Annotated in this window: 13 protein-coding genes, 1 tRNA gene and 1 pseudogene; 14 read left to right on the forward strand and 1 reads right to left on the reverse strand. The window is 62.9% G+C overall.

The window, feature by feature from the left end:
- The 10 genes from AC07PR_RS29450 to rpoC form a co-directional block, all read left to right on the forward strand.
- On the forward strand, positions 1-150 hold a 150-nt coding region (locus AC07PR_RS29450), incomplete at its 5' end, for an EF-Tu C-terminal domain-related protein (protein ID WP_495137415.1).
- Positions 151-167: 17 nt separating this feature from the next.
- A tRNA-Trp gene (locus tag AC07PR_RS29455) sits at positions 168-243 on the forward strand.
- A gap of 146 nt (positions 244-389) precedes the next feature.
- Positions 390-773, forward strand: coding sequence for a preprotein translocase subunit SecE (gene secE, locus AC07PR_RS29460; protein WP_377158125.1), 384 nt, complete (start codon positions 390-392; stop codon positions 771-773).
- A 22-nt stretch (positions 774-795) separates the two neighbouring features.
- Complete coding sequence (nusG, locus tag AC07PR_RS29465) at positions 796-1,380, forward strand: transcription termination/antitermination protein NusG (RefSeq protein ID WP_377158123.1); 585 nt, start codon at positions 796-798, stop codon at positions 1,378-1,380.
- Between the two features lie 212 nt (positions 1,381-1,592).
- On the forward strand, positions 1,593-2,024 hold the full coding sequence (rplK, locus tag AC07PR_RS29470) for a 50S ribosomal protein L11 (RefSeq protein ID WP_067278896.1): 432 nt from the start codon (positions 1,593-1,595) through the stop codon (positions 2,022-2,024).
- 1 nt (position 2,025) lies between these two features.
- Positions 2,026-2,733 carry a 50S ribosomal protein L1 gene (rplA, locus tag AC07PR_RS29475; RefSeq protein ID WP_377158121.1) on the forward strand — a complete coding sequence of 236 codons (708 nt, stop codon included), beginning with the start codon at positions 2,026-2,028 and terminating at the stop codon, positions 2,731-2,733.
- Between the two features lie 289 nt (positions 2,734-3,022).
- A complete protein-coding gene (gene rplJ / locus AC07PR_RS29480; RefSeq protein WP_377158119.1) occupies positions 3,023-3,550 on the forward strand; it encodes a 50S ribosomal protein L10 in 528 nt (175 codons plus the stop codon).
- Between the two features lie 49 nt (positions 3,551-3,599).
- Positions 3,600-3,980: a 50S ribosomal protein L7/L12 gene (rplL, locus tag AC07PR_RS29485; protein ID WP_067278882.1), complete on the forward strand. Its 381-nt coding sequence runs from the start codon at positions 3,600-3,602 to the stop codon at positions 3,978-3,980.
- 380 nt (positions 3,981-4,360) lie between these two features.
- Positions 4,361-8,482, forward strand: coding sequence for a DNA-directed RNA polymerase subunit beta (gene rpoB, locus AC07PR_RS29490; protein WP_495137413.1), 4,122 nt, complete (start codon positions 4,361-4,363; stop codon positions 8,480-8,482).
- Between the two features lie 18 nt (positions 8,483-8,500).
- Positions 8,501-12,718, forward strand: coding sequence for a DNA-directed RNA polymerase subunit beta' (rpoC, locus tag AC07PR_RS29495; protein ID WP_377158116.1), 4,218 nt, complete (start codon positions 8,501-8,503; stop codon positions 12,716-12,718).
- A gap of 88 nt (positions 12,719-12,806) precedes the next feature.
- Here rpoC and AC07PR_RS29500 read toward each other — a convergent pair whose 3' ends face one another.
- Positions 12,807-13,310 (reverse strand): PIN domain-containing protein, encoded by a 504-nt coding sequence (locus AC07PR_RS29500; protein WP_495137414.1) that lies wholly within the window; start codon positions 13,308-13,310, stop codon positions 12,807-12,809.
- A 233-nt stretch (positions 13,311-13,543) separates the two neighbouring features.
- Between AC07PR_RS29500 and rpsL the strand changes: the two genes are divergently transcribed.
- The 4 genes and pseudogenes from rpsL to AC07PR_RS29520 all read left to right on the forward strand — a co-directional run.
- The gene (gene rpsL / locus AC07PR_RS29505; RefSeq protein WP_067278874.1) at positions 13,544-13,918 is read left to right on the forward strand and encodes a 30S ribosomal protein S12; all 375 of its coding nucleotides are present in this window, start codon (positions 13,544-13,546) and stop codon (positions 13,916-13,918) included.
- 160 nt (positions 13,919-14,078) lie between these two features.
- A complete protein-coding gene (gene rpsG, locus AC07PR_RS29510; protein WP_067070490.1) occupies positions 14,079-14,549 on the forward strand; it encodes a 30S ribosomal protein S7 in 471 nt (156 codons plus the stop codon).
- 69 nt (positions 14,550-14,618) lie between these two features.
- Positions 14,619-16,721 carry an elongation factor G gene (gene fusA / locus AC07PR_RS29515; RefSeq protein WP_431101405.1) on the forward strand — a complete coding sequence of 701 codons (2,103 nt, stop codon included), beginning with the start codon at positions 14,619-14,621 and terminating at the stop codon, positions 16,719-16,721.
- A gap of 158 nt (positions 16,722-16,879) precedes the next feature.
- Positions 16,880-16,956: pseudogene (locus AC07PR_RS29520) on the forward strand (GTP-binding protein); the annotation flags it as partial.

Below are 16,956 nucleotides of genomic sequence, written 5' to 3' on the forward strand. Positions count from 1 at the left end.
AAGGACAAGGAAATGGTCATGCCTGGCGACAACGTCAGCATCACCGTGAAGCTGATCGCTCCGATCGCCATGGAGCAGGGTCTGCGCTTCGCCATCCGTGAAGGCGGTCGTACCGTCGGCTCGGGCGTCGTGGCGACGATCATCGAGTAATTCAAGTTTGAGGCCACAGGGGCATAGCTCAATTGGCAGAGCGTCGGTCTCCAAAACCGAAGGTTGGGGGTTCGAGACCCTCTGCCCCTGCCAACGATCAGCGATAAGCGAACGTTGGTCCTAGTGGTCAAGGCAAGCCCGCGGGAGTTATCTCGGCGGGCTTTGCTGCTGGTGGGTTCGTCCAAATGTTTGGGCGGACAAAGGCCGCGACATCGTGTCGCGGCACGGAAGTGAGTTCAATGTCCAATCCTCAAGTCGAAACCGTCACGACGGGCGCCGACAAGGTCAAGCTGGCCGGCGCCGTGGTGCTGCTGATCGCGGCGATCGTGGCGTTCTATGTGCTGAGCAAGCAGGGTCCGTGGGTGCAATGGGGCGCCCTGCTGGCGCTGCTGGCCGCGGCCGTGGCTGCGTTCTTCACGTCGGAATCCGGCAAGTCGCTGATCGCCTACGGTCAGGATTCGATCAAGGAAGTGGGCAAGGTGGTCTGGCCGACCCACAAGGAGGCCCGCCAGATGACGCTGTACGTGTTCGCGTTCGTCGTGGTGATGGCGCTGTTCCTGTGGTTCACCGACAAGACGCTGGAATGGGTGTTCTACGACCTGATCCTGGGTTGGAAGCGCTGAGCGGGAACGGATAGGGACCAAGATGAGCGAAGATCAAAACGTCGTTGCGACCGAGTCGACCGCGCCCGCTGGCCCGGCCAAGCGCTGGTATGTCGTTCACGCCTATTCCGGCATGGAAAAGGCGGTGGAGCGCAACCTGCGTGAACGCATCGACCGTGCCGGCATGCAAGACAAGTTCGGCCGCATCCTGGTGCCGACCGAAGAAGTCGTCGAGCTGAAGAACGGCAAGAAGGCCGTGACCGAGCGCCGCTTCTTCCCGGGCTACGTGCTGGTCGAGATGTTCATGGACGACGACAGCTGGCATCTGGTCAAGCACACGTCGAAGGTCACCGGCTTCGTCGGTGGCGCGAAGAACCGCCCGGCGCCGATCTCGGAAGCCGAGGTCATGAAGATCGTCAACCAGATGCAAGAGGGCGTGGACAAACCGCGTCCGAAGGTGGAATGGATCGTCGGCGAGATCGTCCGCGTCAAGGAAGGTCCGTTCACCGACTTCAACGGCAGCATCGAAGAAGTCAACTACGACAAGTCGAAGCTGCGCGTCTCGGTCACGATCTTCGGCCGTGCGACGCCCGTCGAGCTGGATTTCGCCCAGGTCGAGAAGGTCTGATCGCGCGCGAGACGGCATGGCGGCCTTGGCCGCCATCGGTCGTTTCAGGAACAAGAGCTTGAAGGTGCTCGACGGCGCAGGCCGGCACGACCTTCCGTGACCAGTCCGCAACGAGAGGCGGACAAGAGGAGCAAGGGTAAGTCTCTGACCAGCCCCTTGCGTTAGCACTCAGGCGATGCGGCGTGGCCGTCGCGTTGCCATCAGGAGAAAACATGGCCAAGAAGATTGTCGGCTACATCAAGCTGCAAATCCCGGCTGGCAAGGCGAACCCGTCGCCTCCGGTCGGTCCCGCGCTGGGTCAGCGTGGTCTGAACATCATGGAATTCTGCAAGGCGTTCAACGCCCAGACGCAGAGCTATGAGCCGGGCCTCAAGCTGCCCGTCGTGATCACCGCCTTCGCGGACAAGAGCTTCACGTTCATCATCAAGTCGCCCCCGGCGACCGTGCTGATCAAGAAGGCTGCCAAGATCGAAAAGGGCTCGCAGCGCCCCCATCTGGACAAGGTCGGCAAGCTGACCCGCGCCCAGCTGGAAGAGATCGCCAAGACCAAGCAGAAGGACCTGACGGCCGCCGACATGGATGCCGCAGTCCGTACCATCGCCGGCTCCGCCCGTTCGATGGGCATCATCGTGGAGGGTGTCTGACATGGCCAAGCTGACCAAGCGTCAACAAGCCCTGCAGGGCAAGGTGGAATCGACCAAGCTGTACGCGTTGTCCGACGCGATCAACCTGGTCAAGGAATGCGCCACCGCCAAGTTCGATGAAGCCATCGACGTGTCGATCCAGCTGGGTGTCGATGCGAAGAAGTCGGACCAGGTGGTCCGTGGCGCCGTCGTGATGCCAAACGGCATCGGCAAGACCAAGCGCGTCGCCGTGTTCGCCCAAGGCGCCAAGGCTGAAGAAGCCAAGGCCGCTGGCGCCGACGTCGTCGGCATGGAAGACCTGGCCGAGCGCGTCAAGGCGGGCGACATGCCCTTCGACGTCGTGATCGCCTCGCCGGACACGATGCGTATCGTCGGTACCCTGGGTCAGATCCTGGGCCCGCGCGGCCTGATGCCGAACCCGAAGGTCGGCACCGTGACCCCGGACGTCGCCACCGCCGTCAAGAACGCGAAGGCTGGTCAAGTCCAGTTCCGCGTCGACAAGGCCGGCATCATCCACGGCACGATCGGCCGTCGTTCGTTCGACACCGACAAGCTGGAAGGCAACCTGCGCGCGCTGGTCGAAGCCCTGAACAAGGCCAAGCCGGCCTCGAGCAAGGGCATCTACCTGCGCAAGGTCGCTGTCTCGTCGACGATGGGCGTTGGCGCCCGCGTGGACGTCGGCACGATCAACGCCGCGGCCGCTGCCTAAGCTGCATTCAATCGAGGCGTCGCGCGAGTCTGGCGTGACGCTGATGAATTGGTGGGCTGGCCGGAGCAATCCGGCCAGGTCATCCAAGACCGCTGGCGAGAGATCCCGCAATTCCGGGGAGATCGCTTAATCGGAGGCTCCGGCCCCCAGCCAGCGCAGATGGCGGTCCCGCTGAAAGGATTCGAATCGCGATTCGTCGCGATGGGTTCCTGACAGGAGGTCGCTGATTCCGGTGCCCGAGACGCGATGGTGAAACATCGCGTCGAGGGCGAAATGTGAGGAGTAGACCTTGAGTCTCAATCGCAACGAGAAAGCAGCCGTCGTGTCCGACGTGGCAGCGCAAGCCGCCAAGTCCCAGACGCTGGCGTTGGCTGAGTATCGTGGCCTCACCGTTGAAGCCCTGAACAAGCTGCGCGTCACCGCGCGTGCCCAAGGCGTGTACCTTCATGTCCTGAAGAACACCCTGGCGCGTCGTGCTGTCGCCGGCACCTCGTTCGAGGCTGCAACGGATGCCATGGTCGGCCCGCTGATCTACGGCTTTTCGGAAGACGCTGTCGCGGCTGCCAAAGTCATCGCTGACTTTGCCAAGACCAACGACAAGCTCGTCATCAAGGGTGGTGCCTACGGCGGCAAGGCTCTGGACGTCAACGGCGTGAAAGCGCTCGCGTCTGTCCCGAGCAAGGAAGTCCTGCTGTCGCAGATCGCCGGCCTGCTCAAGTCGCCGGTGCAACGCACCGCGGCCGTGCTGGCTGCCCTGGCTCAGCAGAAGGGTGGCGGCGCCGAAGCCGTCGCCGAAGAAGCTCCCGCCGCGGCCTGATCGACGCTGCATTCGCGCATTCAAATCTCTCTGTATTTAGGAACCTATCATGGCATTCGACAAAGACGCTTTCCTGGCTGCCCTGGACAGCATGACCGTTCTGGAACTGAACGACCTGGTCAAGGCGATTGAAGAGAAGTTCGGCGTGTCCGCCGCTTCGATGGCCGCTCCGGCTGCTGGTGGCGCTGCCGCCGGTGGCGCTGCCGCCGCTGAAGAAAAGACCGAGTTCACCGTCGTCCTGACCGACGCCGGCGCTCAGAAGGTCTCGGTCATCAAGGCCGTTCGCGAAATCACCGGCCTGGGCCTGAAGGAAGCCAAGGACCTGGTCGACGGCGCTCCGAAGCCCGTCAAGGAAGGCATCGCCAAGGCCGACGCCGAAGCTGCCAAGAAGAAGCTGGAAGAAGCCGGCGCCAAGGTCGAACTCAAGTAAGACCTTGTGGGGATCCGGTGGCGCGTTCACCGGGTTCCGCACCGCGAGAGGGGTGGTCCCATGGGGCCTCCCCTTTCCTCGTTTCAGGGTTTGTCCTGGGATGGTTTCGGTTGACAAAGAGCAATCGAAAGCATCGTGCTGTATCATGCACGGTTCTTTCGAGTGTTCTCTGATCCGACTGCAGAGAACGGTTTGGTCGGACCGCGGTCAAGCCGTGCGTCACGCGTGGGGTGCAACGCCCTCCGTGCCGCCCGGTGATCGGGGTTGTCCGCCAGCGGTTGGTAGTGGCCAACCACCAAGCTTCGTGGTGCAACGCCCGAACAGCCAGTCGCCGACGCAGCACGCCTCCAGGCCAGGGGCGCGCTCGACACGGAGTCTTTATGGCGCAAGCAACCCCCTACAGCTACACCGAGCGCAAGCGCATCCGCAAGAGCTTCGGCAAGCGCGTGAGCGTGCTCAACGTTCCGTACCTGCTGACGATGCAGAAGGAGTCGTATGTCGACTTCCTGCAAAAGGATGTCGCTCCCCTGAAGCGCAAACCGGAAGGCCTGCAAGCGGCGTTCCTCTCCACGTTCCCGATCACGTCGCACAACGGGTTCGTGGAAATGAAGTTCCTCGAATTCAACATCGCCAAGCCGCCGTTCGACGTCCGCGAATGCCAGCAGCGTGGTCTGACCTTCGCCGCCGCCGTGCGTGCGAAGCTGCAGATGATCATCTACGACCGGGAAAGCCCGCAGCCGAAGACGGTCAAGGAGATCAAGGAGCAAGAGGTCTACATGGGCGAAGTGCCGCTCATGACCGACTACGGCTCGTTCATCATCAACGGCACCGAGCGCGTCATCGTCTCGCAGCTGCACCGTTCGCCCGGCGTGTTCTTCGAGCATGACAAGGGCAAGACCCACTCGTCCGGCAAGCTGCTGTTCTCGGCCCGCATCATTCCGTATCGCGGCTCGTGGCTGGACTTCGAGTTCGACCCGAAGGACATCCTGTACTTCCGCGTCGACCGCCGCCGCAAGATGCCGGTCACGATCCTGCTCAAGGCCATCGGCCTGAATCCCGAGCAGATCCTGGCGCACTTCTTCGTCTTCGACAATTTCCGCCTGATGGATTCGGGCGCCCAGATGGAGTTCGTGGCCGAACGCCTGAAGGGAGAAGTCGCGCGCTTCGACATCACCGACAAGAGCGGCAACGTGCTGGTCGAGAAGGACAAGCGCATCACCGCCCGTCACGTGCGTCAGCTGGAGCAGTCCGGCACGCAGCATGTGACCGTGCCGGAAGACTTCCTGCTGGGCCGTGTGCTGGCCAAGAACATGGTCGACCCGGACACCGGCGAGATCATCGCGAAGGCCAACGATGAGCTGACCGACTCGCTGCTGAAGAAGCTGCGCGGCGCCGGCATCAAGGACATCCAGGCGTTGTTCACCAACGAGCTGGACGAAGGCGCGTACATCAGCCAGACGCTGGCCTCGGACGAGACCGCCGATCAGCTGGCGGCCCGCGTCGCGATCTATCGCATGATGCGCCCCGGCGAGCCGCCGACGGAAGACGCGGTCGAAGCGCTGTTCAACCGCCTGTTCTACAGCGAAGACACGTACGACCTGTCGCGCGTCGGCCGCATGAAGTTCAACGCCCGCGTGGGCCGCGACATCCCGACCGGTGCGATGACGCTGTCGAACGAGGACATCCTCGACGTCGTCAAGATCCTGGTCGAGCTGCGCAATGGTCGCGGCGAGGTCGATGACATCGACCACTTGGGCAACCGTCGCGTCCGTTGCGTCGGCGAACTGGCCGAGAACCAGTACCGCTCTGGCTTGGCCCGTATCGAGAAGGCCGTCAAGGAACGTCTGGGCCAGGCCGAGACCGAAGCCCTGATGCCGCACGACCTGATCAACTCCAAGCCGATCTCCGCGGCGCTGAAGGAGTTCTTCGGTGCGTCGCAGCTGTCGCAGTTCATGGACCAGACCAACCCCCTGTCCGAGATCACGCACAAGCGTCGCGTCTCGGCCCTGGGCCCGGGCGGTCTGACCCGCGAGCGTGCCGGCTTCGAAGTCCGCGACGTGCACCCGACCCACTATGGCCGCGTCTGCCCGATCGAAACGCCGGAAGGCCCGAACATCGGTCTGATCAACTCGCTGGCGCTGTATGCGCGCCTGAACGAGTACGGCTTCCTGGAGACCCCGTACCGCCGCGTGGTGGACTCGAAGGTCACCAACCAGATCGACTACCTGTCCGCGATCGAAGAAGGCAAGTACGTGATCGCCCAGGCGAACGCGTCGCTGAACGAACAAGGTCAACTGGTCGACGAACTGGTCTCCGCGCGTGAGAACGGTGAATCGGTGCTGACCTCGCCGGAACGCATCCAGTACATGGACGTGGCGCCGACCCAGATCGTGTCGGTGGCGGCGTCGCTGGTGCCGTTCCTGGAGCACGACGATGCGAACCGCGCGCTGATGGGCGCGAACATGCAGCGTCAGGCCGTTCCGACCCTGCGCCCTGAAAAGGCGTTCGTCGGCACGGGCGTCGAGCGCGTGGCCGCGAAGGACTCGGGCACGGTGGTCGCGGCTCGCCGCGGCGGCGTGGTCGACTACGTGGACACGAACCGCATCGTGATCCGCGTGAACGACGACGAGACCGTGGCCGGTGAAGTCGGTGTCGACATCTACAACCTGATCAAGTATCAGCGTAGCAACCAGAACACCAACATCCATCAGCGTCCGATCGTCAAGCGCGGTGACAAGGTCGCCGCCGAAGACATCATCGCCGACGGCGCCTCGACCGACCTGGGTGAACTGGCGCTGGGCCAGAACATGCTGGTCGCGTTCATGCCGTGGAACGGCTACAACTTCGAAGACTCGATCCTGATCTCCGAACGCGTGGTGGCCGAAGACCGCTACACCTCGATCCACATCGAGGAACTGGTGGTCATGGCGCGTGACACGAAGCTGGGCAGTGAGGAAATCACCCGCGACATCCCGAACCTGAGCGAACAGCAACTGGCTCGTCTGGACGAATCCGGCATCGTGTACATCGGTGCCGAGGTGAACCCGGGCGACGTGCTGGTCGGCAAGGTCACGCCGAAGGGCGAGACCACGCTGACGCCGGAAGAGAAGCTGCTGCGCGCGATCTTCGGCGAGAAGGCTTCGGACGTGAAGGACACGTCGCTGCGCGTGGACCAGGGCACCAACGGCACGGTCATCGACGTGCAGGTGTTCACCCGCGAAGGCATCCAGCGCGACAAGCGCGCCCAGCAGATCATCGACGACGAGCTGAAGCGCTTCCGCCTGGACCTGAACGACCAGCTGCGCATCGTGGAAGCCGACGCGTTCGACCGCGTCGAGAAGCTCCTGGTGAACAAGGTCGCCAACGGTGGTCCGAAGAAGATCACCAAGGGCACCGTCATCTCGAAGGACTACCTGGCCGAGGTCGAGAAGTTCCACTGGTTCGACGTCCGTCCCGCCGAGGACGACATCGCCAACCAGCTGGAATCGATCAAGAACTCGCTGGAGCAGACCCGCCACAGCTTCGATCTCGCCTATGACGAGAAGCGCAAGAAGCTGACGCAAGGCGACGAGCTGCCGGCCGGCGTGCTGAAGATGGTCAAGGTCTACCTGGCCGTCAAGCGCCGCCTGCAGCCTGGCGACAAGATGGCCGGCCGTCACGGCAACAAGGGTGTCGTGTCCAAGATCACGCCGATCGAAGACATGCCCTACATGGCCGACGGCACGCCTGCCGACATCGTGCTGAACCCGCTGGGCGTCCCGTCGCGGATGAACGTGGGTCAGGTGCTGGAAGTCCATCTGGGCTGGGCTGGCAAGGGCATTGGCCAACGCATCGGCGACATGCTGCAACGCGAGGCCCGTGTGGCCGAGCTGCGCGACTTCATGGACCAGCTGTTCAACCAGAACGGCGGCAAGTCCGAAGAGCTCGCGCAACTGAGCGATGACGAGATCCTCGGCATGGCCCAGAACCTGCAGCACGGCGCCACCTTCGCCACCCCCGTCTTCGACGGTGCGAAGGAAAGCGAAATCCGCGCGATGCTGAAGCTGGCCTATCCGGACGACATCGCGGCGAAGAAGGGGCTGACGCCCACGCGCACGCAGGCCTTCCTGTATGACGGCCGCACCGGCGAGCAGTTCGAGCGTCCCACGACGATCGGCTACATGCACGTGCTGAAGCTGCATCACCTGGTCGACGACAAGATGCATGCCCGTTCCACCGGTCCGTACTCGCTGGTCACGCAGCAGCCGCTGGGCGGCAAGGCGCAGTTCGGCGGACAGCGTTTCGGCGAGATGGAAGTGTGGGCGCTGGAAGCCTACGGCGCTTCGTACATCCTGCAGGAAATGCTGACGGTCAAGTCCGACGACGTGAACGGCCGTACGAAGGTGTACGAGTCCATCGTCAAGGGCGAGCACTCGATCGAAGCCGGCATGCCCGAGTCGTTCAATGTGCTGGTGAAGGAAATTCGTTCGCTGGGCATCGACATCGAGCTCGAGCGCAACTAAAGAGAACAGGAGAATCGTATGAAGGGTTTGTTGGACCTGTTCAAGCAATTCACGCCGGACGAACATTTCGACGCGATCAAGATCGGGCTGGCCTCGCCCGAGAAGATCCGCTCGTGGTCGTTCGGTGAAGTGAAGAAGCCCGAGACCATCAACTACCGGACGTTCAAGCCGGAACGTGATGGCCTGTTCTGCGCCAAGATCTTCGGCCCGATCAAGGACTACGAGTGCCTGTGCGGCAAGTACAAGCGCCTGAAGCACCGTGGCGTGATCTGCGAGAAGTGCGGCGTCGAAGTCACCCAGACCAAGGTGCGCCGTGAGCGCATGGGCCACATCGAGCTGGCCGCTCCTTGCGCGCACATCTGGTTCCTGAAGTCGCTGCCGTCGCGTCTGGGCCTGGTGCTCGACATGACGCTGCGCGACATCGAGCGCGTGCTGTACTTCGAAGCGTACGTCGTGGTGGATCCGGGCATGACCCCGCTGAAGAAGTTCAGCATCATGTCCGAGGACGACTACGACGCGAAGCGCATCGAGTTCGGTGACGAGTTCATCGCGCTGATGGGCGCCGAAGGCATCCAGAAGCTGCTGGCGGAAATGGATCTCGACGTCGAGATCGACCGCCTGCGCAACGACATGACCGGCTCCGAGCTGAAGATCAAGAAGAACTCCAAGCGCCTCAAGGTGATGGAGGCCTTCAAGCGCTCGGGCATCAAGCCGAACTGGATGGTGCTGGAAGTGCTGCCGGTGCTGCCGCCGGACCTGCGTCCGCTGGTGCCGCTGGACGGTGGTCGCTTCGCGACGTCGGACCTGAATGACCTGTACCGCCGCGTCATCAACCGCAACAACCGCCTGGCACGTCTGCTCGAGCTGAAGGCCCCTGAGATCATCGTGCGCAACGAAAAGCGCATGCTGCAGGAAGCCGTCGACTCGCTGCTGGACAACGGCCGTCGCGGCAAGGCGATGACCGGTGCGAACAAGCGTGCCCTCAAGTCGCTGGCCGACATGATCAAGGGCAAGAGCGGTCGCTTCCGTCAGAACTTGCTGGGCAAGCGCGTCGACTACTCGGGCCGTTCGGTCATCACCGTGGGCCCGACGCTCAAGCTGCACCAGTGCGGCCTGCCGAAGCTGATGGCGCTGGAGCTGTTCAAGCCCTTCATCTTCTCGCGTCTGGAAGCGATGGGCATCGCGACCACGATCAAGGCCGCGAAGAAGGAAGTCGAGAGCGGCACCCCCGTCGTCTGGGACATCCTGGAAGAGGTCATCAAGGAGCACCCGGTCCTGCTGAACCGCGCACCGACGCTGCACCGCCTGGGCATCCAGGCGTTCGAGCCGGTGCTGATCGAAGGCAAGGCGATCCAGCTGCATCCGCTGGTCTGCGCGGCGTTCAACGCCGACTTCGACGGTGACCAGATGGCCGTCCACGTGCCGCTGTCGATCGAAGCGCAGATGGAAGCCCGCGTGCTGATGCTGGCTTCGAACAACGTGCTGTTCCCGGCCTCGGGCGAGCCGTCGATCGTGCCGTCGCAAGACGTGGTGCTGGGTCTGTACTACGCGACCCGCGAGCGCACCAACGGCAAGGGCGAGGGCATGGTCTTCTCGGACATCCCCGAGATGATCCGCGCGCTGGAGAACGGCGCGGTGGAGATCACCGCCAAGATCAGCGTGCGCCTGACCGAGTACGTCAAGGACGGCGAGGAATGGGTCGCCCAGACCAAGCTGACGGACACGACCGTGGGCCGTGCGCTGCTGTCCGAGATCCTGCCCAAGGGCCTTCCCTTCTCCAACATCAACAAGGCGTTGAAGAAGAAGGAAATCTCCAAGCTGATCAACACGTCCTTCCGCAAGTGCGGCCTGAAGGAAACCGTGGTGCTGGCAGACAAGCTGCTGCAGGCCGGTTTCAAGCTGGCCACGCGCGCGGGCATCTCGATCGCCATCGATGACATGCTCGTGCCCAAGCAGAAGGTCGAGCTGATCGACCGGGCCGAGAAGGAAGTCAAGGAGATCGAGCAGCAGTACGTCTCGGGTCTCGTGACCGCCGGCGAGCGCTACAACAAGGTGGTCGACATCTGGGGCAAGACCGGTGACGAAGTCGGCAAGGTCATGATGTCGCAGTTGTCCAAGGAAAAGATCCTGGACCGCCACGGCAAGGAAGTCGAGCAGGAGTCGTTCAACTCGATCTACATGATGGCCGACTCGGGCGCGCGGGGTTCCGCGGCGCAGATCCGTCAGCTGGCCGGCATGCGCGGCCTGATGGCGAAGCCGGACGGCTCGATCATCGAGACGCCGATCACGGCGAACTTCCGCGAAGGCCTGAACGTTCTGCAGTACTTCATCTCCACCCACGGTGCTCGTAAGGGCCTGGCGGACACGGCGCTGAAGACCGCGAACTCGGGTTACCTGACCCGCCGCCTGGTCGACGTGACGCAGGATCTGGTCGTGACCGAATCCGATTGCGGCACGGACAACGGCATCAACATGCGCGCCCTGGTGGAAGGCGGTGAGGTGATCGAGTCCCTGCGTGACCGGATCCTGGGTCGCGTGGCCGCGATCGATGTCGTGCATCCGGAAACGCAAGGCGTCCTGCTGACCGCCGGCAACATGCTGGATGAAGACATCCTGGACATGCTGGAAGCTGCCGGCGTGGACGAGGTCAAGGTCCGCACCCCGCTGACCTGCGGCACCCGTTTCGGTCTGTGCGCGAAGTGCTATGGCCGCGACCTGGGTCGTGGCGGCATGGTGAACACCGGTGAAGCGGTCGGCGTCATCGCCGCCCAGTCGATCGGCGAACCCGGCACCCAGCTGACGATGCGGACGTTCCACATCGGCGGTGCGGCGTCGCGCGCGGCGGTGGCCTCGAGCGTGGAAGCGAAGTCGGACGGCATCATCGGTTTCAACGCCACGATGCGCTACGTCACGAACGGCAAGGGCGAACTGGTGGTGATCTCGCGTTCCGGCGAAATCGTCATCTCCGATCCGCATGGCCGTGAGCGCGAGCGTCACAAGGTGCCTTACGGCGCCCTGCTGAACATCAAGGCTGACCAGACCATCAAGGCCGGCACCATCCTGGCGACCTGGGACCCGCTGACCCGCCCGATCATCACGGAATTCGCCGGTCAGGCGAAGTTCGAGAACGTCGAGGAAGGCGTCACCGTGGCCAAGCAGGTCGACGAAGTGACGGGCCTGTCCACGCTGGTCGTGATCGACCCGAAGCGCCGCGGTGCTGCCAAGGTCATCCGGCCGCAGGTCAAGCTGCTCGACGCCAATGGCCAGGAAGTGAAGATCCCCGGCACCGATCACTCGGTGACGATCGGCTTCCAGGTCGGCTCGCTGGTCCAGATCCGCGACGGTCAGGAGCTTGCTCCTGGTGAAGTCCTGGCCCGTATCCCGGTGGAAGGTCAGAAGACCCGCGACATTACCGGCGGTCTGCCGCGTGTTGCCGAGCTCTTCGAAGCCCGCTCCCCGAAGGACGCTGGCTTCCTGGCGGAGCAGACCGGCACGGTCTCGTTCGGCAAGGAGACCAAGGGCAAGGTCCGCCTCGAGATCACCGATCCGGAAGGTCGCAAGCACGAGCTGCTGGTGCCCAAGGAAAAGAACATCCTGGTGCACGAAGGCCAGGTGGTGAACCGCGGTGAACTGGTGGTCGACGGCCCGGCCGATCCGCAGGACATCCTGCGTCTGCTGGGTATCGAGGAACTGGCGCGCTACATCGTCGACGAAGTGCAGGACGTGTACCGTCTGCAGGGCGTGAAGATCAACGACAAGCACATCGAGGTGATCGTTCGCCAGATGCTGCGCCGCGTGCAGATCGTCAACCCGGGCGACTCGGCCTACATCGCCGGCGAGCAGGTCGAGCGTTCGGAGCTGCTGGACACCAACGACCGCCTGCGCAGCGAGGGCAAGCTGACCGTGACGCACGCCGACGTGCTGCTCGGTATCACGAAGGCCTCGCTGTCCACGGACTCGTTCATCTCCGCGGCATCGTTCCAGGAAACGACCCGTGTGCTGACCGAAGCCGCGATCATGGGCAAGCGCGACGAACTCCGTGGTCTGAAGGAGAACGTCATCGTGGGTCGCCTGATTCCTGCCGGTACCGGCATGGCCTTCCACCAGGCGCGTCGCGCCAAGGAAGAAATGGACGACGCCGAGCGCCGTTCCATCGCCATCCAGGAAGCCGAGGAAATGGCGGCGGTGCAGCTGTCCGCGCTCGACGCGGCCAGCGACGCCGGCACCGGCGAGTAAACGCACCAACTGCATCGAGCCGCTTGCGGCTTGATCCGAAGGCTGCCGTCCCGCAAGGGCGGCAGCCTTTTTCATTGGCGCGACGAAATCAGGGCGTGGAACTCGCCGCGTTCAGCTTCAGCCAGGCGGCGGGGGAAAGGATGGGGAGTCCGAGCTTCGCGGCGCGTTTGGCCACCTTGAGCACGGCCCTGTCTCGGGAGATCAAGCTCGTCGAATGCGTCGTCGCCAATGCAAGGCCGAGATCGATGAACTTCTGGTCATCGGTATCGCTGCAGCGCGGGCGCGCAATGCCGAGTATGGGCTCGTCGACAATGCAGCAGTGCTGGGCGAACGCTTCATGCACCCGCGCCAGGTTCGGGGCGTAGCGCGCGGCCACGCCTCGTCCGATCACATGCAGAAGCTCCGCCTTCATGGCTGCCGTGGCCGTCCAATGCAAGCGCTGGCTTACTACCGCGGCTATCAATGGAGCGAGACTGGGCTCGTTGAAGACCAGCCAGTCCATGACGACCTGCGTGTCGAGGACGACCAGGGGCGCCGAGTCGTCGGCGTTGCCCGGATGCAGCGGAAAAGCGGCGGAGTCGGCGGTGCTCATAGGGTCCGGGAGCATAGCGCCTTGTGTGTTTTGGTTGAACTCGCCTACAATCGCCGGCTCTCCAGCATGTCTTGATGCGTCTCGGGTCCAGGTTTCGAACCGGCCCCGGGTTGATTCGAGCGTGGTGCCGCAAGGCGCTGCGCTTTTGTCGCTTGTGGGATGCCGCGAATTCGTGGACTTCCTGAAGGCCAAGACCGGCTGGGGTTGTGACTTCAAACGGGAACAAGTTACTTATGCCAACCATCAATCAGCTCGTTCGCCACGGTCGTGAGACCGAGGTGACGAAATCCAAGTCGCCGGCGATGCAGTCGTGCCCGCAACGTCGTGGCGTCTGCACCCGCGTGTACACCACCACCCCGAAGAAGCCGAACTCGGCGCTTCGTAAGGTTGCCAAGGTTCGCCTGACCAACGGTTTCGAGGTCATCTCGTACATCGGCGGTGAAGGCCACAACCTGCAAGAGCACAGCGTCGTGCTCGTGCGCGGCGGCCGGGTCAAGGACTTGCCGGGTGTGCGTTACCACATCGTGCGCGGCTCGCTCGACCTGCAAGGCGTCAAGGATCGCAAGCAATCGCGTTCCAAGTACGGCGCGAAGCGCCCGAAGAAGTAAGGCTCTACAGCCAAGGTCTTGGTGGCCGAGAGGTCATCGAATATTTGCGGCCCGAGTGCCTGTGCACCGGCAGCCGAGTAAGTGGATCCCCCCAGATGTCGGTGGAGATCCGCGGCGGGGCGAGAGCCCTGACCAACTGAAGCATTGAAGGAAGAATCCCATGCCACGTCGTCGCGAAGTACCCAAGCGCGAGATCCTGCCGGACCCGAAGTTCGGAAGCGTTGATCTGTCCAAGTTCATGAACGTCATCATGGAATCGGGCAAGAAGGCCGTTGCCGAGCGCATCATTTATGGCGCGCTGGAGCAAGTCGAGCAGAAGTCCGGCAAGGACCCGCTCGAGATCTTCATGATCGCGATCAACAACGTGAAGCCCATGGTCGAAGTGAAGTCCCGTCGCGTTGGCGGTGCGAACTACCAAGTTCCCGTGGAAGTTCGCCCCGTCCGCCGTCTGGCCCTCGCCATGCGCTGGTTGAAGGAATCCGCGCGCAAGCGTGGTGAGAAGTCGATGGCCCAACGTCTGGCCAACGAACTGCTGGAGGCCTCCGAAGGCCGTGGTGGCGCGATGAAGAAGCGCGACGAAGTCCACCGCATGGCAGACGCCAACAAGGCGTTCTCGCACTTCCGCTTCTAATCAAGACCTCTCTGGCCGCCTCGGGTTACTACTGACCCGATGGCGGCTCCATGCATTTGGAGTGACACCATGTCCCGCAAGACCCCCATCGAGCGCTACCGCAACATCGGTATCTCGGCGCACATCGATGCCGGCAAGACCACCACGACGGAACGCATCCTGTATTACACCGGTGTGAACCACAAGATCGGTGAAGTGCACGACGGCGCTGCCACGATGGACTGGATGGAGCAGGAACAAGAGCGCGGCATCACGATCACGTCGGCCGCGACGACCTGCTTCTGGAAGGGCATGGACATGTCCTACCCCGAGCATCGCTTCAACATCATCGACACGCCCGGACACGTGGACTTCACGATTGAAGTCGAGCGTTCGATGCGCGTGCTGGACGGCGCCTGCATGGTGTACTGCGCCGTCGGCGGCGTGCAGCCCCAGTCGGAAACCGTCTGGCGCCAGGCCAACAAGTACCGCGTGCCGCGTCTGGCGTTCGTGAACAAGATGGACCGTACCGGTGCCAACTTCTTCAAGGTCGTCGACCAGATGAAGACCCGCCTGAAGGCGAATCCGGTGCCCATCGTGATCCCCATCGGCGCCGAAGAGAACTTCACCGGCGTGGTGGACCTGCTCAAGATGAAGGCCATCATCTGGGACGAAGCGTCCCAGGGCATGAAGTTCGAGTACCAGGACATCCCGGCCAACCTCGTCGACACCGCCAACGAATGGCGCGAGAAGATGGTTGAGGCCGCTGCCGAAGCGACCGAAGAGCTGATGAACAAGTACCTCGAGACGGGCGACCTGACCGAGGAAGAGATCAAGCTGGCGATCCGCAAGCGCACCATCGCGACCGAGATCCAGCCGATGCTGTGCGGCACCGCGTTCAAGAACAAGGGCGTGCAGCGCATGCTGGATGCCGTCATCGACTTCCTGCCGTCGCCGCTGGACATCCCGCCGGTCTCGGGCACGGACGAAGATGAGCAGCCGATCTCGCGTCAGCGTACCGACGAAGAAAAGTTCTCGGCGCTGGCCTTCAAGCTGATGACCGACCCGTACGTCGGCCAACTGACCTTCGTGCGCGTCTATTCGGGCGTGCTGCAGTCGGGTGCGACCGTCTACAACCCGGTCCGCGGCAAGAAGGAGCGTATCGGCCGGATCCTGCAGATGCACGCCAACCAGCGTGAAGAAATCAAGGAAATTCTGGCGGGCGACATTGCTGCCTGCGTGGGCCTGAAGGATGTCACCACGGGCGAAACCCTGTGCGACCCCGACAGCATCATCACGCTGGAGCGCATGGTCTTCCCGGAGCCGGTGATCTCGCAGGCCGTCGAGCCGAAGACCAAGGCTGACCAGGAAAAGATGGGCATCGCGCTGGGTCGTCTGGCGGCCGAAGATCCGTCCTTCCGCCTGCGCACCGACGAAGAGTCCGGCCAGACCATCATTTCCGGCATGGGCGAGCTTCACCTGGAAATCATCGTCGATCGCATGAAGCGCGAATTCGGCGTGGAAGCCAACGTGGGCAAGCCGCAAGTTGCCTACCGCGAAACGGTCCGCAAGTCGGTGACCGACGTTGAAGGCAAGTTCGTGCGCCAGTCGGGCGGCAAGGGCCAGTACGGCCACGTCGTGTTCTCGCTGGAACCGCAAGAGGCCGGCAAGGGCTTCGAGTTCGTCGATGCCATCAAGGGCGGCGTGGTGCCCCGCGAGTTCATCCCCGCGGTCGAGAAGGGTGTCATCGACAGCCTGCCGAACGGCGTGCTGGCCGGCTACCCGGTCGTGGACGTGAAGGTCACGCTGACCTTCGGTTCGTACCATGACGTGGACTCGAACGAAAACGCGTTCAAGATGGCCGCCTCGATGGGCTTCAAGGAAGCCTGCCGTCGCGCCAGCCCGGTCATTCTCGAGCCGATGATGGCCGTGGAAGTCGAAACGCCGGAAGACTATGCTGGTACGGTGATGGGAGATCTGTCCAGCCGTCGTGGCATGGTGCAAGGCATGGACGACATGATCGGTGGCGGCAAGATCATCAAGGCGGAGGTTCCTCTGTCCGAGATGTTCGGCTACTCGACCTCGCTGCGTTCGGCCACGCAGGGCCGTGCGACGTACACGATGGAGTTCAAGCACTACAGCGAAGCTCCGAAGAACGTCGCTGACGCGATCATCACTGCTCGCGCAAAGTGATGACCTGAGCCGGTGCTCTGGGGTGCCGGCTCGTTTCGTTCTCGATCATCGAATCGTCTTCGCAGTGACTCCTCCCGGTTGCCGGTCGCCGGGGATACAGGACGCTGCGGAAACGCTAAACCAACAGACCGGGCAAATGCTCTTTTTGGAGAATTGAAATGGCAAAAGGCAAGTTTGAACGTACCAAGCCGCACGTGAACGTGGGCACGATTGGTCACGTTGACCATGGCAAGAC

The sequence above is a fragment of the Roseateles sp. GW821-FHT09H11 genome (assembly GCF_059415845.1).